The organism is Candidatus Sodalis pierantonius str. SOPE (assembly GCF_000517405.1).
GTDB classification, from domain to species: domain Bacteria; phylum Pseudomonadota; class Gammaproteobacteria; order Enterobacterales; family Enterobacteriaceae; genus Sodalis_C; species Sodalis_C pierantonii.
The window spans coordinates 231077-252617 of the sequence record NZ_CP006568.1 but is presented as its reverse complement, the minus strand read 5'-3'; the positions used below and the strand labels follow the sequence as shown (position 1 = coordinate 252617).

Sequence of the window (21541 nt, the reverse complement as noted above, 5' to 3'; positions counted from 1 at the left end):
GCGGGCATGATACCCACGATCCCGGCGGGCGAAGTCCCCGCGGCGGCGACAGGCGATCCGCCTTCTCTAGCAACGAGCAGCGGCGGCACGGCGATACGGTATCCGTTCCGGCCGGTGCGGATACCGCCATCCGATTCTCCCGCTCGGGGGTTCACCGGCGCGGTAGTGGGCAGGGCACGCTATCGCTGCGCGCGGATGATGCGCCGGTACGGCAGGTATTGCAGGCCCTGGCCGCCCACCGCGGGATGAATCTGGTGGTGACACCGGGCGTTGAGGGCGAGATCACGCTGCGGCTGCAAGAGATGCCCTGGCGCCAGGCGCTGGCGCTGGTTCTGACGGCAGACGGCCTGCAGATGACGCGTCAAGGTCAGACGCTGGTGGTATCGCAGCAGGAAGCGCAGGACGAACAGCGGCAGGAAAAAGCGGCGTCGACGGCGCCGCGAGAGGAGGGGCGCCGCTGATTAACCGGTTAATCACCCTGCAGTATGCCGACGCGACCGAAGTGGTTCGCAGCATTGACGCCCAGCGCACGTCGCTATTGTCATCCAGAGGCAGCGTTCGGCTCGATAAGCGTATCAACTCGCTGGTGCTGCGCGATACCGCCGCCGCCCTGGCCGCCGTGAGCGATTGGATAGCCGTGTGGGATATACCGCTTGAGCAGGTGCTTATCACCGCCCATATCGTCACCATCAGCCGGAAAAACCTGCGAGGTCGGGGTTAACTGGCGCTACCCGGGGGAAAGCGCGCCGGAGGATGCGCGCGCCAGCGTGAAAATGCCGGTTGGCGGGCATTTTGCCCGCATCGGGCTGCCGCTGGCGCGTCTCAATGGCCGGATGCTGGAGCTTGAGTTGACCGCGCTGGAGCAGGAAAACAAGGTGGATATTCTGGCCAGCCCGCGTCTTTATACCGCCCATCAGCAGACCGCGAGCATCAAGCAAGGCACGCAAATCCCGTATCCGATGACCAGCGGCCACGGCAAACATCCCTCAATTCAGTTCAAAGAGGCGGTGTTGTGCATGGAGGTGACGCCGCGTATTCTGCGCAACGGGCGCATCACGCTGGATTTGCGGCTGAGCCAGAATGTTCCGGGCAGTATCATCAAGCAGGGAGAAAGCCAGAGCGTGACCATCGATACGGAAGAGATTAAAACTCAGGTAACGATTGCAGACGGTGAGACCATCGTGCTCGGCGGCATATTCCAGCATCAAAAGCAGCGGAGCAACGATCGGGTGCCGCTATTGGCCGATATCCCGCTAGTAGGGGCGTTATTTAAGCGCCAACGAGCTAATCATAAACAACGTGAACTAGTTATTTTTATTACACCCACCCGCATATCAGGATAGACTACCACCGCTTAAACCGGACGAAAGCGGGTATGCGGCAACAATTTATGCGTTTTTTTCGTTATCAATTTGACGCTGTCGGCGATTTCGCTTACAAGGGTAACCCATTGAGCATCGCTGATTTTGCGTCAAATGTCATACCGGTGATGATACCGGGGATCTTGCTTACGGTGTAGGCATCAATTTAATCGGTTGCCAAACTACCCGGAGTGTTGAGATAATTTTCGTCTGATTCTCGCACTAACGCTCATGAGGTTTCAGTTTAGGTCCCGCCGCTAATTTGATTGGCGGGGCGGGTTGTCATTAACGAATAATCTTAGTAATACCGAAAAACATGGCAGAGAAACGCAATATCATTCTGGTTGGGCCTATGGGTGCCGGCAAAAGCACTATTGGGCGTCAGTTGGCTCAACAACTTAATATGGAGTTTTTCGATTCTGATCAAGAGATTGAGCGACGCACCGGGGCTGATGTAGGCTGGGTATTTGACGTGGAAGGCGAAGACGGCTTCCGCGATCGAGAAGAGAAAGTCATCAACGAACTGACCGAAAAGCAGGGGATTGTGCTGGCTACCGGCGGCGGCTCCGTGAAATCGCGCGAAACACGTAACCGCCTCTCTGCCCGCGGTGTGGTTGTTTATCTAGAAACCACCATTGAAAAACAGCTGGCCCGTACGCAGCGTGATAAGAAACGCCCGCTGTTGCAAGTTGAAGCTCCGCCGCGCGACGTCCTGGAAGCGCTGGCTCGCGAGCGTAATCCGCTGTATGAAGAAATAGCGGACGTCACTATCCGCACCGACGAACAAAGCGCCAAGGTTGTTGCTAACCAAATTATCAATATGCTGGAAAGCAGCTAATCTGAATTAACGAGATGCCGAAAAGGTCATTGAGCGTCCCATGGAGATGATTACCGTTACATTAGGGGAGCGCAGCTACCCGATTACCATTGCCGCCGGATTATTCAATGATCCGGCGTCTTTCTGGCCGTTAACGCGTGGCGATAACGCCATGCTGGTGACCAATGACCGCCTCGCGCCTTTGTATCTGGACTCCCTGAGCGGGCGACTGCGCCAGGCCGGCGTCAAGGTCGATCGGGTGGTCTTGCCTGACGGCGAGCAGAACAAATCGTTGACGGTGCTGGATCAAGTTTTCACCGCGCTGTTGGCCAAACCCCATGGCCGCGATACCACCATCATCGCGCTCGGTGGTGGCGTCATCGGTGATCTGGCCGGCTTCGCCGCCGCCAGTTACCAGCGGGGCGTGCGGTTTATTCAAGTTCCCACCACGCTACTTTCTCAGGTCGACTCGTCGGTGGGCGGTAAAACCGCGGTCAACCATCCTCTCGGCAAGAACATGATCGGCGCCTTCTATCAGCCCGCCTCGGTGGTTATCGATTTGGACTGTCTGAATACGCTGCCGCGGCGGGAACTCTCCTCGGGCCTGGCGGAAGTCATCAAGTACGGTATTATTCTTGATGCGGTGTTTTTCGCTTGGCTAGAGGACAATCTTGACGCGCTGCTGGCCCTGGAGCCCCGGGCGCTCGCCTACTGCATCCGCCGCTGCTGCGAGCTGAAAGCGGACGTGGTGGCCGCGGATGAACGCGAGCAGGGGCAGCGCGCGCTGCTTAATCTCGGCCATACCTACGGCCACGCCATCGAAACCCATATGGGTTATGGCAACTGGCTGCATGGCGAAGCCGTGGCCGCCGGAATGGTGATGGCGGTGCGCGCCGCGCGCCGCCTCGGCCAGTTCAGCGATGCGGACGCCGAGCGGGTAAGCGCGCTGCTATTGCGTGCTGGCCTGCCGGTCAGCGGGCCGGCGGAAATGGCTGCGGAAGATTACTTGCCGCATATGATGCGCGACAAAAAAGTCATCGCCGGCCAGCTGCGTCTGGTGCTGCCGGTGACGCTCGGCAACGCGGAAGTGCACGCCGGCGTGGCTGATGATATGGTGGTGGCATCGATTAAGGATTGCCAGGCCTGAGCCGGTCGGCCGTACGCCAGGGCGCGTCGGCATGGCCGGTTTAGTGTGATAACCCTTCCCGCGCTCCGGCGCTGGAAAAACCCCTCTCAGTCGGAGAGTTTTATATGGATGAGTTCAAGTCGGAAGACGAACTGAGACCCGATAGCAGCGATCGCCGTCCCCCCCGCCAGCGGAAAGGTCCTATCGTGCCGAAAGTGCCGGTATCCAGGCAGCATTTGATGATAGGTATCGGCATTCTGGTGCTGCTGTTGCTGGTGATTAGCATCGGTTCGGCGCTTAAATCCCCGTCGCGTACCGATTCAAGCCACCAGAGCGCTGACAATAACGGCCAGCGTAATATCGATCTCTCCGGCTCGACCTCCGGCTCCGACGCCACTTCGTCCTCCCCTGGCGCCACCGCGCCGGCGGCGAACAATTCTCAGACCAACGGCGTCCCGGCGGCGGTGAACGGCAGCGATGGCGCCTCCTCGCCGCAAGAGCTGCGCGGGCCGCAGGTCGCCTCAACGCCAACGGAAGCCGCGCCGGTCACCACGCCGAGCGGGCAGCAGCGCGTGGAATTACCGGGCAATATGGCCGACGCTCTGACCCAGCAGGGAAATCAGGTTAACGGCGTGGCCGCGCAAATGAACGGTCAGGGGCCGGTTTCGACTCTGCCCACCGCGGCGGCCACTCTGACGCCGGGCAGCCGCAGCGTCACACAACCGCACAAATCAGCGTCGACCGCGCCGGCGAAGGCGCCTGCCGCCGCGCGCCGCGAACCGAAACAAACGCCAATGGTGCCGGCCGCCACCGCGCCGAAAGCGGCCTCGAGCGCTCGAGCGCCGTCCGCTCCTGCACCCTCCGCGGCCGCGGGCAGCGCAGCGGGAACGATTCAATCTGCACCGGCCGGTTATTACACGCTACAGTTAAGCAGCGCTTCGCAGCCGGCTACGCTTAACGCCTATGCGCGCCAACAGCAGCTGAGCCATTATTGGGTGTATCAGACCCGACGCGACGGCAAGCCTTGGTACGTGCTGGTCAACGGGGTTTATCCTTCGCTGTCGCAGGTCAAAAACGCGGTGGCGCAATTGCCCGCTGATGTGCAGGCCAAGAAACCCTGGGCGCGGCAAATCGGTCAGGTTAAAAAGGACCAAAATAATTAAGCGTTCTTGAAGATAGCGCTGTAGCGCTATGGTAAACAGGGTACAATCCGCGGCTCTGAAGAGTGTGAGTAAGTAGCGAAGGCATGAAGAAGAACCGCGCGTTTTTGAAATGGGCCGGCGGCAAGTACCCGCTGATTGAGGCTATCCGCCGTCACCTGCCGGCGGGCGATTGCCTGATAGAGCCTTTTGTCGGCGCCGGCTCGGTGTTCCTCAATACGGATTACGACCGCTACATCCTCGCTGACATAAACAGTGATCTCATCAATCTGTTCAATATCGTTAAAGAGCGCCCGAACGACTTTATCCGCGACGCCCGTGAATTGTTTGCCGCTGATGCCAACATCTCGGAGGTTTACTACCTGCTGCGTAGCGAGTTTAATCTCTGTACGGACGCCCACCGGCGCGCGGTATTGTTTCTTTATCTCAACCGGCATTGCTACAACGGCCTGTGCCGATATAACCTGAGCGGTGAGTTCAACGTCCCTTTCGGTCGCTATAAAAAGCCGTATTTTCCGGAGTTGGAACTTTACCGGTTCGCCGAGAAAGCCCGCCGAGCGGTATTTGTCTGTGAGCACTACCAGCAAACGCTGTCTCGCGCCGAACCGGGCTCGGTGGCGTATTGCGATCCGCCCTATGTGCCGCTCTCTACCACCGCGAACTTTACGGCATACCATACTAATAGCTTCAATTTGACCGAACAGCAGAATCTGGCGCGCCTCGCCAGCCAGCTGGCTCGCGAAAGCCGGATACCGGTGCTGATTTCCAATCACGATACCGCGCTGACCCGGAAATGGTATGGCGATGCGGTGCTGCATCATGTCACGGCGCGACGGACCATCAGCAGTAATATCTTCGGGCGCAGCAGCGTAAATGAGCTGTTGGCGTTATATCTTTGAGCGGGGTCGCCCCGCCGCAGACTGACCGTAACTGACGGGAGACATGGATGAAAAACTTTTTAATCGCCCCTTCCATCCTTTCCGCGGATTTCGCCCGCATGGGTGAAGATACCGCCCGAGTGATATCCGCCGGGGCGGACGTCGTGCATTTTGATGTGATGGATAATCATTATGTTCCTAATCTGACCATGGGGCCGATGGTGCTTAAAGCGCTGCGCAGCTATGGCATTACCGCGCCCATTGATGTGCATTTGATGGTGAAACCGGTCGATCGCTTGATCCCGGATTTTGCTGCCGCCGGCGCCAGTTATATTACCTTTCACCCGGAGGCATCGGAACATATCGACCGCTCGCTGCAGCTCATCAAGGAGCACGGTTGCAAGGCCGGACTGGTGTTTAATCCCGCCACGCCTCTGAGCTGCCTTGAGTATGTGCTGGATAAGCTTGATGTTATCCTGCTGATGTCGGTCAACCCCGGTTTCGGCGGTCAGTCGTTCTTACCCTCTACGCTTGATAAACTGCGTCAGGCGCGGCGGCTAATCGATATTAACGGCAGGGATATCCGGCTGGAGGTGGACGGCGGCGTCAAAGTGGACAACATCGGCGCTATCGCCGCCGCGGGCGCCGATATGTTCGTCGCCGGCTCCGCTATATTTAGCCAGCCGGACTACCGTACCGTCATCGATGCCATGCGTCACGAATTGGCGGGAGCGGCGGGGAATGCGTGAAGAACGGCCTATCCGCGGTATCACGTTTGATCTTGATGGCACCCTAACCGACAGCGCCCCCGGCTTAACCGCTGCTCTCGATCGGACGCTTTCAGAGCAGGGCCTGCCTCCGGCCGGCCTGGCGCGTATCGCCACCTGGATCGGCAACGGCGCCGATGTGCTGGTGGAGCGCGCGCTGCGCTGGGTTACCCAGACGGAACCGGACGCCGCGCTGCAGCGCGCCACCCGCCTGCGCTTCGATGAGCACTATGCCGGGACGGTGGCGGCGGGCAGTACGCTATTTCCCGAGGTCGCGGATACGCTGGCGCGGCTGGCGCTTCTGGGGCTGCCGATGGCGCTGGTGACCAACAAGCCCACGCCCTTCGTCGCGCCGCTGCTGGCCTCGCTCGGTATCGAGCTCCATTTCGCGCTGATTATCGGCGGCGATGACGTTTCCGCCAAAAAGCCGCACCCGGCTCCGCTTTATCTGGTGCTCGGCCATTCGGGGCTTTATGCCCGCGAGTTGCTGTTCGTCGGCGATTCACGCAATGATATCCTCGCGGCCAAAGCCGCCGGCTGCCCAAGCGCCGGCATGACCTATGGCTATAACTACGGTGAAGCGATCACCTTGAGTCATCCGGATTACGTTCTGGACCGTTTTGCCGATCTTTTGCCCGTGCTCGGGCTGTCACCTTCCGTTAATCAGGACGTTTAAAATGAGTAAGCCCATCGTATTCAGCGGCGCGCAGCCGTCAGGGGAACTGACCATTGGCAACTATATGGGTGCGCTGCGTCAGTGGGTCAGTATGCAAGATGATTATGACTGTATTTATTGTATCGTTGACCTGCATGCCATCACCGCCCGTCAGGATGCCCAGCAGCTGCGCAAGGCGACATTGGACGTTCTGGCGCTGTATCTAGCCTGCGGTATCGATCCCGCCAGAAGTACGGTTTTCATTCAGTCACACATGCCGGAGCATAGCCAGCTGGGCTGGCTGTTGAACTGCTACACTTATTTCGGCGAACTGAGCCGGATGACTCAGTTCAAGGATAAATCGGCCCGTTACGCCGAAAACATCAACGCCGGGCTGTTTGATTATCCGGTGCTGATGGCGGCGGATATTCTGCTCTACCAGACCAATCAGGTGCCGGTTGGGGAAGATCAGAAGCAGCATTTGGAGCTCAGCCGCGATATCGCCAAGCGGTTTAATGCGCTGTATGGCGACATTTTTACCATTCCGGAACCGTTTATTCCTAAGTCTGGCGCACGGGTGATGTCGTTGCTGGATCCGACGAAAAAGATGTCGAAATCGGATGATAACCGCAATAACGTGATAACTCTGCTTGAAGATCCGAAATCCGTGGTCAAGAAACTCAAGCGCGCGGTAACCGATTCCGACGAGCCGTCGGTGGTGCGCTACGATCCCGTGACGAAACCCGGTGTTTCCAATTTGCTGGATATTCTTTCAGGCGTGACCGGCACGCCGGTGGCTGAGCTGGAGCAGGCGTTTGTCGGCAAAATGTACGGCCATCTGAAAACCGCCGTCGCGGATGCGGTGTCGGAAATGCTGACGTCGTTACAGGCCCGCTACCATGCCCTACGCGCCGACGAGGCCTATCTGAATCAGGTCCTGCGCGACGGGGCGGAGAAAGCCCGCGCTCAGGCCAGCGTGACCCTGGCCAAGGTCTATGAAACGGTGGGCTTTGTCGCCAAACCCTGAGTGATGCACACCCCTCGCGCGCCAGTCCGATGCCGCTATGCTCAGGTCGGCGCGCCTTTTCCCATGCTTTTCTGCCCCTCCCGGCAAAGGTAATGAATTTTAAGCGGTTGTCATTCTGCCGCGGTTACGCTATCTATCATTCAGGCCCCTGATAAAAGTGAGGTAACCCGTGCCTAATCCCCTGCAGCAAACTATCAGTCACGTCCGGCTGCCCTGGCGTGAAGGTTTATGGCAAATCACCCTCGAGCAGGGAATCATCCGCCGTCTGGCACCGCAAAATCACGGCCAGCGGGACGGCGAAGGGGTCCTCAACGCCGAGGGTGGATTGGCGATACCGCCCTTTGTGGAACCCCATATTCATCTTGATACCACTCAAACTGCCGGCGACCCGCGCTGGAATGAGTCCGGCACGCTGTTTGAAGGGATTGCCCGCTGGGCGGAGCGCAAGGCCGAGCTGACCCACGAGGATGTCAAAACCCGCGCCTGGCAGACGCTGAAATGGCAAATCGCAAACGGCATTCAGCACGTACGCAGCCATGTGGACGTCTCCGATCCGTCGCTGACGTCGTTAAAAGCGCTGTTGGAAGTCAAGCAGGAAGCGGCGCCCTGGGTGGATTTACAACTGGCGGCGTTTCCCCAGGAGGGGATCCTCTCTTTCCCGGACGGCGAGGCCCTGTTGGAGGAGGCGTTGCGGCTGGGCGCGCCTGTTCCGCCTACTGAAACTGTCGGGCATCAATTTCGTTGCCAATCCGCTGGTGAATATTCACCTGCAGGGCCGTTTCGATGATTATCCCAAGCGCCGCGGCGTCACTCGCGTGAAAGAGATGCTGGCGCAGGGCATCAATGTTTGTTTCGGCCATGATGATGTGTTTGACCCCTGGTATCCTCTCGGCACCGGCAACATGCTGCAGGTGCTGCATATGGGCCTGCACGTATGCCAATTGATGGGGTATGAGCAGATTAATAACGGGTTGAACCTGATTACCGGCAACGGCGCCCGGACGCTCAACCTGAGCGAGTACGGCATCAAATGCGCTTATCAGGCCAATTTGTTGATCTTGCCGGCGGAAAATGGTTTCGATGCCGTACGGCGCCAGACGCCGCCGCGCTATGTTATCTGCCGCGGGCGGGTGATAGCACACACTCCACCGTCGCAATCGATGCTCTGCTTGCAGGAGCCGGAGAGCGTGAATTTCCGCTAAAAGGATCGCTGGCTATTGCCCATCCTGTGCCGCTTCCGCCGCCGGGGTCAGCAAGGCGCAGGCTTCCAACTGCTGCGCTACCGTTTCGCCGATGCATTTTACCACCGCCTCAATAGCCGGTGTCATGCGATTGGCGTAATTGAGCCGCAGGCAGTGGCGGTATTTCCCGGAAGCGGAGAAAATGGGCCCCACCGCCACTTGTACGCCTTTGTTCTCCAATTGACGGTTCAGCCGCAGGGTATTAAACGCCGGCAGCAACTCTACCCACAGCAAAAATCCCCCCTGCGGCCGGCTTATCCTAGTTCCCGCCGAAAAATAACGCTGCACCCATTCCGTCATGATGTCGCGATTTAGCTGATAGCGGGCGTGCATCCGGCTTGCGTGTTTCAGGTAGTGCCCCTGGCGCAGAAATTCGGTAATGGCCAACTGCGGTTGCGTGGAGGTGGCGCCGGTGCCGATATATTTCATATGCAATACCTGCTCCATATAGCGTCCCGGTTCGATCCAGCCGATACGCAAGCTCGGCGCCAGCGTTTTGGAAAATGAACTGCATAGCAGCACCCGGCCGTCTTCATCAAAGGACTTGATCGTCCGCGGGCGGGGATAGTGATAGGCAAGATCCGCGTAAACGTCGTCTTCGATTATGGGGGTATCGTAGCGTTGCGTCAGCGTCAACAGCGCCACCTTGTGGGCGTCAGGCATCAAATAGCCGAGTGGATTATTACAATTGGGGGTCAATTGGATAGCCTTGATAGGCCATTGCTCGAGGGCGAGTTCCAGCGCCTCCAGGCTGATGCCGGTGAGGGGGTCGGTGGGAATTTCCAGCGCCTTCATGCCGAAACCTTTCAGAATTTGGGTGACGCCGTGAAAGCTGGGGGAGTCCACCGCCACAATATCCCCCGGCTGACATAACGCATGGATGGCGATCGACAGCGCTTCGTGGCAGCCGGTGGTGGTGATGACACCCTCCGGCGCCACATGGCTACCGCTGTCTATCATCAGGCGCGCGATCTGCTCGCGCAGGGGAGCGGAACCGCTTAATTCATCATAATGCAGGCTGCGGAGATCCGGGTGGAGCGCCACGCGGCTCAACAATTTACGCAAAGGTTTCAAGGTATTGGCGGTGACGTCGGGGCCGAGGTGAATGACATCGCGCGCGCTGCGGGTGCGGGTGAGCTGCAATACCAGATCCCATTGTGAAATTTCCACCGGTCTCGCTGTGCGGGTCGGCACATCTCCGGCAGCGCCGGCAGCCCGTGCTGCTGACAGACGAAATAGCCGGATTTGGGGCGGGCGGTGATTAACTGCCGGTGCTGCAGATTCCGATAGGCCTGCTGCACGGTGCTGATGCTGACGCCATGTTCCACGCTCAGCGCGCGCACCGAGGGCAGCCGCTGGCCGCGGTTGTATAGGCCTTGTTTGATGCGGTCGCCGATGATATCGGCCAGACGATGGTAACGGGTCTTACATGCCTCATACAGATGGCCAATAAAGCGAAGAAACCGGCACAGATCGCGCACTAGATTACCATTACAGTTTAATTATTCGCAATCTGTATGATTAAAATAGTGCAGTTCTGAATCTGTACCGTAATAGGACAATCTTCCATCATATTCCTGTCACCCCAGCCACAGGAGCTATGATGAAAACGTCACCGCAATGCCTTATCGCCTCAATACCGGCGGCAACCGACCCCGTCGCCCGCCCTGCCACCCCTGGTTGGTCAGGCTTTGTACGCCGCGGTTGGGCGCGGTTACGCCGCTGGCGGCTCTATCGGCGCGACAAACAGATCCTGTTAGCGCTCAGCGACGACCAATTACGGGATATTGGTCTAACGCGTGGTGATATTCATCACTATAACGAAGCGCTGCATCAGAATTGGCGCGCCCGGCGGCGCTGAAAGCGCCAACGGCGGGCGGGGGGACATTCGGAAGGCATGGCGCACAGGCGCTAGCGGTAACCCCGCCAGGTCGTTTAACCAAAAGGTGCTCTCGGTCGCCCTGGACGAGCCTTGGCGAACAGAGGTTATTGACGACGAGCGGTGGGACGCGTCCGACGATGTGTCACACGTCGGGCGAGAGAATCAAATGGGCAGCTGATCGTAGCGCCGCCAGCGGTAGTTAAGCACCGAAATGCCCCAGCAGACGGCGAACAGGCCAATTACCACAACACCGGCGTTGCCCAAATGATCATTAAGGGACGCCACGAGCCGCCCTGCAGATCGAACTTTTCCACCAGCAGTCCCGCCGCCTCAAGCCCGCCTATCACCAGCGCCACCAGTACCGAGGTGGCGGTGACCGACATATTGTAATAAAGTCTGCGCTGCGGCTTATCCAGCGCCCAGCCATAGGCGTTGATCATCATCATATTATCCAGGGTATCCACCAGCGCCATGCCGCTGGCGAACAGTGCCGGGAAGACCATTATCGACCAGATGGCAATGCCCGCCGACGCGCCGGCGGCTGACAAGCCAAGCAGCCCGATTTCGGTGGCGGTATCAAATCCCAGGCCGAATAAAAACCCCACCAGGTACATATGCCAGCTTTTACGCATCAGCCGAAACAGTTTGCCAAGCGGGCGGTACATCAGCCCGCCGTAGGTATGCAGTCAACCCATGTGGTCCTGGAAGGCGGAAGCCGTCAGCGCGATAGCCAAGGTGGCCAGAATGACAATCGTAGAGTGTCCCAGGGAAAAAAAGCCCCTACCCCCGTCGGGCGCTGGCCCTGCTGCATCATTTGACGGGTTACGGTGTCGATGGCGGCGATAAGGGCGCTATTGTGTCCAAAAGCGAGCAGCGCCCAGGTCCAGCTGAACAGATTGGCCCCAATCAGCGCCGCCAACAATAGCGGGGCGCGGGAAACGGTGGGGGAAGATCCGGTCATGTTCACAAGGTCCTTATAGACAGGGATAAGTTAACGTTCGCGCCCCCGGCGCGAGGGCGCATAGGGCGTCAGGCCGCCAGGGCGACGGTGGACCGGCGCAGCTGTCGGCCCTTCTCTACGCAAACGTTTGCTAGCAAGGCCGATCCTACCCCAGCCGGTGCGCGGGCCTACTATGACATGACAGAGATAAGTGAACAAACAGATGATGTTGAGTGATAACACATGCACGGTCAAACTATCCCGCGGCGAGGGCCTCCGGCGCCGGCTTGATTGACAAGCCGGCGCGCAACATCAGACGATCGCTTGACTATGGGTGCGATGGCGGCTAACGAAACCCAGCAGCAGGCACAGAATGAATACCGTAACATACAGCAGATTGGAAGTTTGCAGCGCCGCGCCCACGCCATAGCGGGCTACGATGGGGCCGGTCACGACAAACGTTAGCATGGTGCCGATGGTGCCGCAGGTCAGGATGAAATTGACCAGTCTGGGGGATGTCACCCGGGTTTGCTGCGATCCCAGCGTGATGATGGTGGTATAAATCGCGCTGGAAACAAAACCTAGCGCCAGCAAACACCAGGGCAACCAGGCGGGATCGCCGGCGTGGATGAACAGATACATGAAGGCCGCCGAAAGCGCCGCAAGCACGGTCACGATGCGCTGCAAATCGAAGAACCGCAACAGAGCGCTAAAGACCCACATTCCGACCATGTAAGCGGTCCAGAAATGACTGACCAATCCGCCGGCCTGCTGGATATCCATTTGGAAACGCGTCGTGGCGTATTCCGGTACCCAAGAAATAAAACCCAGCTGACCCAAAATATAACAGAGCGCGGCCAGCGCCAGCAGCGCCACGCCCGGTCCCCAGGGCTCCCGGGTTTGCAGCGTCTGGCCGGCGGTGGCGCGGGATTTCAGCGCGGGGAAATCGGACAGCAGGGTAAGGACAAAAATCACCACGTAGACCACGCCGATACAGGCATAAACCCAGTACCAGGTGATATGGCGCGCCAGCAGCACGCCGGCCAGCATCGGAAACAGGGTACCGGCCATACTGAAGAACGAGTCGGTAAACAACAGGCGCGAGCCGCGCTGCCGTCCCGCATACAGATGGGTGATGAGGTAGGTGCCGATAGACATGGTAATGCCGCTGACCACGCCCAGTACAAACATCGACAGGGAGAATACCGTCAGATTATGGCCGCTCATCAACTCCAGGACCGCCAACACCATCAGCAGAAAGCCGAACATCAACTGCCGTTTCAGGGAAATTATCTCCATCAGCCAGGCATTGAGAAATATCGCCGCTAAAATGCCTGAGTTTAGGAAAGTAAAGGTATTGCTCATACTGGAAAGGGGTAACTGGAAGTAGTCGGCGATGTTGCCCAGTACCACGCCGGTGACAATCACCAGCGCGCCGGTTAGCCCATAAGAAAAAAAACTAATCCATGTTAGTCTTAATTTGTTGTTTTGATTCATTGTAAACCTAGTTCTAGTCTGATGACTACCGGTGAAAAACGGGTCTGGAAACGGATATCACCCTGCTTGCTCGCGGGAGGCGCGATACTATCATGGCTTATTTATTATTTGCTGTTAAATGTCTAGCAGATAATATTCTTCCCGGCGGTAGGTGAAAAGGATGGGCGCCTCATCACAGTTTGGCCGGCGCCGGCGTAAATACTCCGTTACGTAAAAAAAGGTAAATGGCTGGCACTGCCGAAAGCGGCTCTTTAAAATCTAAGCGCTTCCTGTGGCCTTATCTCTTAAAAGGAATTCTTATGCTCAAACGCTCTCTGGCGACCGCTGCTACCTTGCTTACCCTGACATTTTGCTCTTCGGGTGCTTATGCGCCGCGGCACAGGACTCCCATGTGCTGCTGACCACTTCAGCAGGCAACATCGAGCTGGAATTGGACAGCGCCAAAGCGCCGGTTTCGGTGAAAAACTTCGTGCAATACGTTAATAGCGGTTTTTATAACAACACTATTTTCCACCGCGTGATCCCTGGTTTCATGATCCAGGGCGGCGGATTCAGCCAGGACATGTCGCAAAAGCCGACCCAGGCGCCGATTAAAAACGAAGCCGACAATGGCCTGCGCAATACCCGCGGCACGATCGCCATGGCGCGTACCGCCGATAAAGACAGCGCCACCAGCCAATTTTTCATCAACGTGGCCGACAACGCCTTCCTCGATCACGGCCAGCGCGATTTCGGTTATGCCGTCTTCGGCAAGGTGGTAAAAGGTATCGAGGTGGCGGACAAAATCGCTCAAGTGCCCACCAAGAATGAGGGGCCGTACCAGAACGTGCCGGTTAAGCCGATTGTCATTCTTTCCGCCAAAGTCTTGCCCTAAACCCGTCGCCTGACGGCATTGACGCGTAACGTCCCATGGCGTTACGCGCTATTCGCCTCTTCGGGGTGAGGCCTGGGGTTTACGGCTTCAGGCGCCTGATAATACTTCGTTTAGGGCGCCCGGCGTTCGACCCTCCATGCCGTACGGCTTCTGGTGTGCGATGGCGCGCGATGTGGTGGCGGCAGGCGGCCCAACGTGTTGCCGAGCGTGCCCCGCTGACCCGCGATATCGTGCCGGCGTTGTCCGGCAGACGATCCGGGCATCGTGCAGGCGCTGATAGGCGTTTGATCCACGGGAGTCTCTCTTACTTACGCCTGTTCTGAGCGAGGGGCGTAGGGTGTTTTTCTCACCCCGAAATGCCTAACCGCCAGTCGGTTTCCCGCCTCCTCCCGCCACGAAAACCCGCCAGGATCCGCCATTCCTCTCTTGGGCGGTGCGCGCCAGCCTTCCGCGCCCTTCACGGCGAAGCCGCTAATGCACGTTATACTTATTCTTTCCAGGAAACCGGCAGCGTCTGACAGGAGCGGCTGATGAAAAAAATGACCGAAAAGCAAAAAGCGCGGCTATTTGCAAAGCGACGGAATGAAAATTTTTGCGCCAGTACCCGGCTCGAAGGCTATGACATTGCGCCGGTTACGCTGGAAGGCGAAGCGCTATCCGCACGCCTGGACGAGCTGAGGAGGCATTATGAACGATAAAATCGGCGACGACCGCGATCCCTGAGCCTGTTTAGAAATTTGTGTATTTGCCTGATTTTGATATGTTCAATCCAACATCAAAAACAGGTTAATTTATGGACGAAAAACAGTTGCAGGCTCTGGCTAACGAACTGGCCAAAAATCTCAAAACCCCTGAAGATCTCAGTCACTTCGATCGGCTGCTGAAAAAAATCAGCGTCGAAGCAGCTCTCAATGCCGAAATGACCCATCACCTCGGCTACGATAAAAATCAGCCTAAACCGGGGACCAACGCCCGCAACGGCTATTCCACAAAAACCGTTACCACTGGCGATGGCCCGCTGGCGCTGCGTACTCCGCGCGATCGTGACGGTTCCTTTGAACCGCAACTGGTGAAGAAGAACCAGACCCGGATTACCGGGATGGATAACCAGATTTTATCGTTGTACGCCAAAGGGATGACCACCCGCGAGATCGCCGCCGCGTTCAAAGAGCTGTATGACGCCGATGTCTCGCCGGCGCTGGTCTCAAAGGTCACCGATGCGGTCATGGAGCAGGTTGTCGAATGGCAAAACCGGCCTCTGGATGCAGTCTATCCCATTGTTTATCTTGACTGTATCGTTCTAAAAGTCCGGCAGGACAGCCGCATCATCAACAAATCTGTGTTCCTGGCGCTGGGCATCAACATCGAAGGCCAGAAAGAGTTGCTAGGTATGTGGCTGGCCGAAAATGAAGGCGCAAAGTTCTGGCTGAACGTGCTGACAGAGCTGAAAAACCGCGGCCTGAACGATATCCTTATCGCCTGCGTAGACGGGCTGAAAGGTTTCCCTGACGCTATTAACGCGGTGTATCCGGAGGCGCGGCTCCAGCTGTGTATCGTACATATGGTGCGCAACAGCCTGCGGTTCGTCTCCTGGAAGGACTACAAGGCCGTCACCCGCGACCTGAAAGCTATCTATCAGGCCCCTACGGAAGAAGCCGGCTTGCAGGCGCTGGAAGCGTTCTCCAGTGCCTGGGACATCCGCTACCCGCAAATAAGTCGAAGCTGGCAGGCAAACTGGGCCAATCTGGCCACGTTCTTTGCCTACCCAACGGACATCCGCAAGGTGATCTACACGACCAACGCCATCGAGTCGTTAAACAGCGTGATCCGGCATGCCATCAAAAAGCGCAAGGTGTTCCCGACCGACGACGCAGTGAAAAAGGTGGTGTGGCTGGCGATACAGGCGGCCTCACAGAAATGGACAATGCCTTTGAGGGACTGGCGCATGGCAATGAGCCGCTTTATTATCGAGTTCGGTGACCGCCTGGACGGTCACTTCTGAGAAAAGGCATTTACACAGAATCGTGTACAGGGTCCGATCCCTATTTTTATCCGGGTCTGAAGGTGCTGCGCAACGTCCTGAACATTCATGAAGCCGCGGGGCTACAGGAAGCGGAATTGGCGTTGACCGCGCTGCGCGCCGCCTCGTTGGCGCTGGGGCCCGCCAACATGGGATTGCCTTGGCTGTGCGCCATTCACCACTCGCTTTTCCAAGATATCTATCCTTGGGCGGGCCAATTGCGCAGCGTCGATATTTATCAGAACGATATCCGTTTTTGTCACTTCGCCTATCTGGAAACAGAAGGAAACGCGGTGATGCAGCGGCTGGAAGAAGAGGATTATCTGCGCGATCTGCCGTTTGAGCCGTTCTGTGACCAATTGGCGGTCTTTTATGTCGATATCAATATGTTACATCCCTTCCGCGAGGGAAACGGGCGCGCTCAGCGGATTTTCTTTGAACAGCTGATTATTCACGCCGGCTATGATATTCACTGGCATCCCCTCGACCAGCAGGACTGGCTGCGCGCCAATCAGGCCGGCGCGTTTGGCGATTCAGCTCCGATAACCAGATACCGCGGGCGCGGTCGACGTCCTGTCTTTTCGTCTTTGTATCCCGGACAATGCGGCAATGGTCGTAGTCACGTCGCCGCCGTTGTCATACACTCGCTGCTCATCAAGGTTCGGCGTCAATCGGCGCGCAACGACGTCGCGGCAAAGGCGCAATAGGTTATGTTTCAAGGAGTATTATGAATGGATTGCTAATAATCGATAATTACGACTCATTCACCTGGAATCTCTATCAGTATTTCTGTGAGCTGGGGGCGCAGGTGATGGTGCGCCGCCATGACAGTCTGGATATCGCGGATATCGAGCGGCTGGCGCCGGCGCGTCTGGTCATCTCCCCCGGCCCGGGGACCCCGGACCAGGCCGGTATCTCCCTGGCCGCTATCCGTCATTTTGCCGGCAAGCTGCCCATATTGGGCGTTTGTCTGGGGCATCAGGCCATCGCGCAAGCGTTCGGCGCCCGCATTGTCCGTGCGCGTAAAGTCATGCACGGCAAAACCTCCGTTATTCGCCACGATGGTCAAGGGGTATTTGCCGATCTAGCACAGCCGCTGACGGTAACACGTTATCACTCGCTGGTGATTGACGCGGCCAGCGTGCCGTCCTGCCTGGCGGTAACCGCCTGGAGCCAGCGCGAGGGAGAACCGGATGAAATTATGGCCATCCGCCATCGCTCACTGCCGTTGGAGGGTGTACAGTTTCATCCTGAAAGCATCATGAGTGAACAAGGTCACCGGTTGCTAGCGAATTTTCTCGACCGCTAATGGCGGTCTAATTTGCGTTTCGCTGGCGATAGCGCTTGACTTGGGTGTGATTTTTTATTCATATTCTATGACTATATTTTTATTTTTCAACTCACATTAGACAGAGTAAACGCCTTATGAAAACAGACGATGCCGCAGTTACCCGGGAAACGTTCGATCAGGTCATCTTGCCGGTTTATGCACCCGCCCAGTTCATTCCGGTGCAAGGCAAAGGCAGCCGGGTTTGGGATCAGCAGGGCAAGGAGTATGTCGATTTTTCCGGCGGCATCGCGGTCACCGCGCTGGGGCACTGTCATCCGGCGATGGTGGCGGCGTTAAAAACCCAAGGGGAAACGCTGTGGCACACCAGCAACGTCTTCACTAACGAACCGGTGCTGCGCCTGGCGCGTAAGCTTATCAATGCCACCTTTGCCGATCGCGTGTTTTTCGCCAATTCCGGCGGCGAGGCGAATGAGGCGGCGTTCAAGCTGGCGCGCCATTACGCCATTACCCGCCATAGTCCTTGTAAGACCAAAATCATTGCGTTTCATAACGCTTTCCACGGCCGCACGCTGTTCACCGTGTCGGTGGGCGGGCTGCCGAAGTATTCAGACGGTTTTGGGCCGAAACCGGCGGATATCGTCCATGTGCCGTTCAACGATCTTGATGCGGTAAAAGCCGTTATCGACGATCACACTTGCGCTATCGTTCTGGAGCCGATCCAGGGGGAAGGGGGCATAACCCCGGCGACGCCGGCGTTTTTGCGCGGCGTACGGGCGTTGTGCGATAAGCACCAGGCGCTGTTGGTGATGGATGAGGTGCAATGCGGCATGGGCCGCAGCGGCAAACTCTTCACCTATATGCATTATGGCGTGCAGCCGGATATTCTCACCACCGCCAAAGCGCTGGGGGGCGGCTTTCCGATAAGCGCGATGCTAACCACCGAAAATATCGCCTCGGCTATGGCCGTTGGCATCCACGGCACGACCTACGGCGGTAACCCGCTGGCCTGCGCGGTGGCGGAAGCCGCGCTGGACGTGATCAACTCTCCCGAGGTGCTGGCCGGTATCAACGAATGCCACGAGCGTTTCATCCAAGCGCTGCAGGACATTAACGAAAAATATCAGGTCTTCACGCAGGTGCGCGGTATGGGACTGCTGCTTGGCGCGGAGCTGGCGCCGCGCTATCAGGGGCGGGGGCGGGATTTTCTGCATGCCGCCGCCCTGGAAGGGCTCATGATTCTCAATGCCGGCCCCGATGTAATTCGCTTCGCGCCGTCGCTGGTGGTGACGTTTGCCGATATTGACGAGGGCTTGGCGCGGTTTGAGAAAGCCGTGGTGCAGGTGACGGGCGCGGCCTGACAGAGGGACAACGGGAACGCCGGCGCCGCATCGGCGTTCCTGTCGTCCGCCGCTTTTGCTGGTTCCGGTCACATCCGATCACTGATTCCGATTTCACCCGATCACTAATTCTGATTTCATCCGATCACTGATTCCGGTCGCCCGATCAGCGATTCCGATTCTGTCCGATCGCTCATCTTCTGTTCCGCCATACTCTGGAGACTTTTAGCTTCCGGGGGCATGGCATGGCACGTAAAAAGAAGAAAGCGAGAACGGAAATGTGCATCTATATTAATGTCTTACGTATGAAATTCGAGCAGCGTCGCTCGAATCGCACTATCGCAGCAGCGCTCGGCATAGGCTGTACTACCGTGCACGATATCCTCGGCCGATTCACGGTAGCTAACCTGGTCTGGCCATTGCCGGCGGAACTGTCCCCCGTCGACCTCGACCGCCTGCTCTATCCCGGCAAATCCGGAAAAGTTATCAATACCTTACCCAGCTGGCTTGATATCGATACCGAGTTAAGCCGCAAGGGCATGACCAAGCAGCTGTTCTGGATGGAATATCAGTCCGCCGTGGGCGGTGATGCCCTCGGTTACTCACAGTTTTGTGCACTGTTCCGTGACTGGAAAAAGAAGCAGCGGCGTTCCATGCGCATGGAGCACAAGGCTGGCGAAAAGCTCTTCATCGACTTCTGTGGCCCCACCGTACCTATCGTCAACCCTGCGACCGGTAGCGTACGCCAGGTCGCTATCTTCGTCGCTGCCATGGGCGTGTCAGGCTATGCGTATATCGAAGCCTGCGAAGGCCAGGACATGGCATCGTGGCTCAACGCCAATAGCCGCTGCCTGCACTTCATGGGTGGGGTTCCGGAGCTGATGATACCTGATAATCTGCGCAGCGCTGTCAGCACCCCTGACCGCTATGAGCCGGTCATAAACCAGAGCTACCAGGCGCTGGCAAATCACTATGAGACAGTGGTGCTACCGGCGCGCCCGTGAAAACCGAAAGACAAGGCGAAGGCAGAATCAACTGTGCAGCTGGTAGAACGCTGGGTTTTGGCCCGGTTGCGTAAACGTAGGTTCTACTCGCTGGCCGAACTCAACCAGGTGATACGAGAACTCAATCATGAGTTGAATCTGCGCCCGATGCGTCATTACGGCGGACAAAGTCGCCTTGAACGCTTCGAGCAGCTGGACAAACCGGCTCTTGGGCCTCTACCGCCCACACAATGGGAATACAGTGAGTATCTCGTTGCCCGAGTGGGACCTGATTACCACATAGACTACGGCAAAAACTGGTACTCGGTGCCGCATCCGCTGGTTGGCGAGCGCGTTGACGTCATCGCCACCCAACGGCTGGTGCAAATCCACCATAAGGGCGTCTGCGTGGCTACGCACCCTCGCAGCGATAATGCCTATAGGCACACGACTCAGGCGGCGCACATGCCGGCTAACCATAAGGGGCAGAGTCAGTGGACGCCGGAAAGGCTGTGCAGTTGGGCTCTGTCGGTGGGTGTGTGCACACTGAAAGTGGTCGAGTCCATCCAAAAGAGCAAAGCCCATCCGGAGCAGGCTTACCGCTCCGTGCTGGGGCTACTCAATCTGCAACGGCGCTATGAGACGACGCGACTGGAGAAGGCCTGCGCGCTGGCGTTGGAGAAAGGGTGCATTAACCGCTCTTTCATAGCCAACGTATTGAAACACGGTCGTGAAAGTGAGGTCACCCAGGACGGAGCCGGCGTATCAATGCTGGTTCACGAAAACCTCCGAGGTCCGGACAGTTATCACTAAGGAGAATAAATATGGATACACTGTTAATGGCTCTGCGAGAGCTGAAGTTGTCGGCAATGGTCCAGGCGTTGGAGACGCAACGCGAACTCCCGGGGAGTTATGGGGAGCTGGGGTTCGAGGAGCGGTTGTCGCTGATGGTAGAAGCGGAAAATTTGCATAGAAAAAACAACTACATATTCCGTATGCGACGGCAATCGCAAATGCGCTTGCAGGCAAAACCGGAAGATATCCGTTATATCCCTAGCCGAGGAGTGACACCGGAACAGATGCGAGATCTGCTAGGGGGACAATATCTGAAATATCAGAAAAGCATACTCATCACGGGGCCGACAGGTACGGGCAAAACCTGGCTCAGTTGTGCGCTTGGTGAGCAGGCATGCCGGCAGCAATATAGCGTGCGTTACTGGCGAGTGGGTCGGTTGCTGGCCCATCTTCACCAGTGTCAGGTAAACGGGACCTATCTAAAACAGCTTAAGCAGTTAGAAAAAATAGAGTTACTGATCTTGGACAACGTGGGCCTAGAATCAATAAGTCCGATGCAGGCAACGATGCTGTTGGAGGTGATGGAAGATCGCTACGACAAAAGCAGCAGCATCCTGATCAGTCAACTGCCGGTGAAAAAATGGTATGGACTGATAGAAAACCCCACGACAGCTGACGCGTTACTCGATCGGTTAGTACACCCCAGCTATAGACTGGAACTTAAAGGCGAATCACTACGCAAAGAGCAAGGAGTAGCCAGCACAGGAAAAATAGACTAAACTCGAGTCAGAAGATGTGCGAACACGTGATCGAATATCACTGGAATGGGTGATCGGAAAATATCGGAATAACTGATCGGATGTCGCCGGAACAGCTGATCGGATACGTCG

17 protein-coding genes and 6 pseudogenes are annotated in these 21541 nt (G+C 57.3%); 20 read left to right on the top strand and 3 right to left on the bottom strand.

From position 1 onward, the window contains the following. Positions 1-218 precede the first annotated feature (218 nt). The 11 genes and pseudogenes from SOPEG_RS30500 (at position 219) to SOPEG_RS01370 (ending at position 8993) form a co-directional block, all read left to right on the top strand. Entirely contained in the window at positions 219-461 is a 243-nt protein-coding gene (locus SOPEG_RS30500) for a secretin and TonB N-terminal domain-containing protein (RefSeq protein WP_335334067.1), read from the top strand. Positions 462-502: 41 nt separating this feature from the next. Beyond that, positions 503-721 (top strand): secretin N-terminal domain-containing protein, encoded by a 219-nt coding sequence (locus SOPEG_RS30495; protein ID WP_335334066.1) that lies wholly within the window; start codon positions 503-505, stop codon positions 719-721. Between the two features lie 52 nt (positions 722-773). After that, positions 774-1343 (top strand): hypothetical protein, encoded by a 570-nt coding sequence (locus SOPEG_RS30490; protein WP_335334084.1) that lies wholly within the window; start codon positions 774-776, stop codon positions 1341-1343. A gap of 334 nt (positions 1344-1677) precedes the next feature. Beyond that, positions 1678-2199, top strand: coding sequence for a shikimate kinase AroK (gene aroK / locus SOPEG_RS01405; RefSeq protein WP_025244039.1), 522 nt, complete (start codon positions 1678-1680; stop codon positions 2197-2199). Positions 2200-2239: 40 nt separating this feature from the next. Continuing rightward, on the top strand, positions 2240-3325 hold the full coding sequence (gene aroB, locus SOPEG_RS01400; protein ID WP_025244038.1) for a 3-dehydroquinate synthase: 1086 nt from the start codon (positions 2240-2242) through the stop codon (positions 3323-3325). A 104-nt stretch (positions 3326-3429) separates the two neighbouring features. Beyond that, positions 3430-4467, top strand: a complete 1038-nt coding sequence (locus SOPEG_RS01395) for an SPOR domain-containing protein (protein WP_025244037.1) — start codon at positions 3430-3432, stop codon at positions 4465-4467. 83 nt (positions 4468-4550) lie between these two features. Further along, entirely contained in the window at positions 4551-5363 is an 813-nt protein-coding gene (gene dam, locus SOPEG_RS01390) for an adenine-specific DNA-methyltransferase (protein ID WP_025244036.1), read from the top strand. 47 nt (positions 5364-5410) lie between these two features. Further along, positions 5411-6091 carry a ribulose-phosphate 3-epimerase gene (gene rpe, locus SOPEG_RS01385; RefSeq protein WP_025244035.1) on the top strand — a complete coding sequence of 227 codons (681 nt, stop codon included), beginning with the start codon at positions 5411-5413 and terminating at the stop codon, positions 6089-6091. Beyond that, positions 6084-6785, top strand: coding sequence for a phosphoglycolate phosphatase (locus tag SOPEG_RS01380; protein WP_025244034.1), 702 nt, complete (start codon positions 6084-6086; stop codon positions 6783-6785). The genes rpe and SOPEG_RS01380 overlap by 8 nt, the downstream gene beginning before the upstream one ends. Before the next feature lies 1 nt (position 6786). Continuing rightward, positions 6787-7791: a tryptophan--tRNA ligase gene (trpS, locus tag SOPEG_RS01375; RefSeq protein WP_025244033.1), complete on the top strand. Its 1005-nt coding sequence runs from the start codon at positions 6787-6789 to the stop codon at positions 7789-7791. Between the two features lie 181 nt (positions 7792-7972). Then, a pseudogene (locus tag SOPEG_RS01370) lies at positions 7973-8993 on the top strand (amidohydrolase family protein). Between the two features lie 12 nt (positions 8994-9005). Here the strand turns inward: SOPEG_RS01370 and SOPEG_RS01365 are convergent. Next, positions 9006-10474, bottom strand: a pseudogene (locus tag SOPEG_RS01365) (aminotransferase-like domain-containing protein). A 158-nt stretch (positions 10475-10632) separates the two neighbouring features. Here SOPEG_RS01365 and SOPEG_RS01360 point away from each other — a divergent pair. Then, a complete protein-coding gene (locus SOPEG_RS01360) occupies positions 10633-10893 on the top strand; it encodes a YjiS-like domain-containing protein (protein WP_038468037.1) in 261 nt (86 codons plus the stop codon). A 183-nt stretch (positions 10894-11076) separates the two neighbouring features. Here SOPEG_RS01360 and SOPEG_RS01355 read toward each other — a convergent pair. Further along, positions 11077-11875, bottom strand: a pseudogene (locus SOPEG_RS01355) (HoxN/HupN/NixA family nickel/cobalt transporter). Between the two features lie 291 nt (positions 11876-12166). Continuing rightward, positions 12167-13351, bottom strand: coding sequence for an MFS transporter TsgA (tsgA, locus tag SOPEG_RS01350; RefSeq protein ID WP_025244031.1), 1185 nt, complete (start codon positions 13349-13351; stop codon positions 12167-12169). A gap of 299 nt (positions 13352-13650) precedes the next feature. Between tsgA and ppiA the strand changes: the two are divergent. From ppiA to istB, 8 genes and pseudogenes are all read left to right on the top strand, one after another. Continuing rightward, positions 13651-14225: pseudogene (gene ppiA, locus SOPEG_RS01345) on the top strand (peptidylprolyl isomerase A). A 530-nt stretch (positions 14226-14755) separates the two neighbouring features. After that, positions 14756-14923 (top strand): YhfG family protein, encoded by a 168-nt coding sequence (locus SOPEG_RS23785; protein WP_071882110.1) that lies wholly within the window; start codon positions 14756-14758, stop codon positions 14921-14923. 95 nt (positions 14924-15018) lie between these two features. After that, complete coding sequence (locus SOPEG_RS01340; protein ID WP_025244030.1) at positions 15019-16227, top strand: IS256-like element ISSoEn2 family transposase; 1209 nt, start codon at positions 15019-15021, stop codon at positions 16225-16227. 8 nt (positions 16228-16235) lie between these two features. Next, positions 16236-16796 (top strand): annotated as a pseudogene (locus SOPEG_RS01335) (putative adenosine monophosphate-protein transferase Fic); the annotation flags it as partial. Between the two features lie 176 nt (positions 16797-16972). Continuing rightward, on the top strand, positions 16973-17554 hold the full coding sequence (locus SOPEG_RS01330; protein ID WP_038468034.1) for an aminodeoxychorismate synthase component II: 582 nt from the start codon (positions 16973-16975) through the stop codon (positions 17552-17554). Positions 17555-17670: 116 nt separating this feature from the next. Beyond that, positions 17671-18894: a bifunctional acetylornithine/succinyldiaminopimelate transaminase gene (gene argD, locus SOPEG_RS01325; protein WP_025244027.1), complete on the top strand. Its 1224-nt coding sequence runs from the start codon at positions 17671-17673 to the stop codon at positions 18892-18894. A gap of 224 nt (positions 18895-19118) precedes the next feature. After that, positions 19119-20669: pseudogene (gene istA, locus SOPEG_RS01320) on the top strand (IS21-like element ISSoEn3 family transposase). Between the two features lie 11 nt (positions 20670-20680). Continuing rightward, complete coding sequence (gene istB / locus SOPEG_RS01315) at positions 20681-21430, top strand: IS21-like element ISSoEn3 family helper ATPase IstB (protein WP_025244026.1); 750 nt, start codon at positions 20681-20683, stop codon at positions 21428-21430. Positions 21431-21541: the final 111 nt, after the last annotated feature.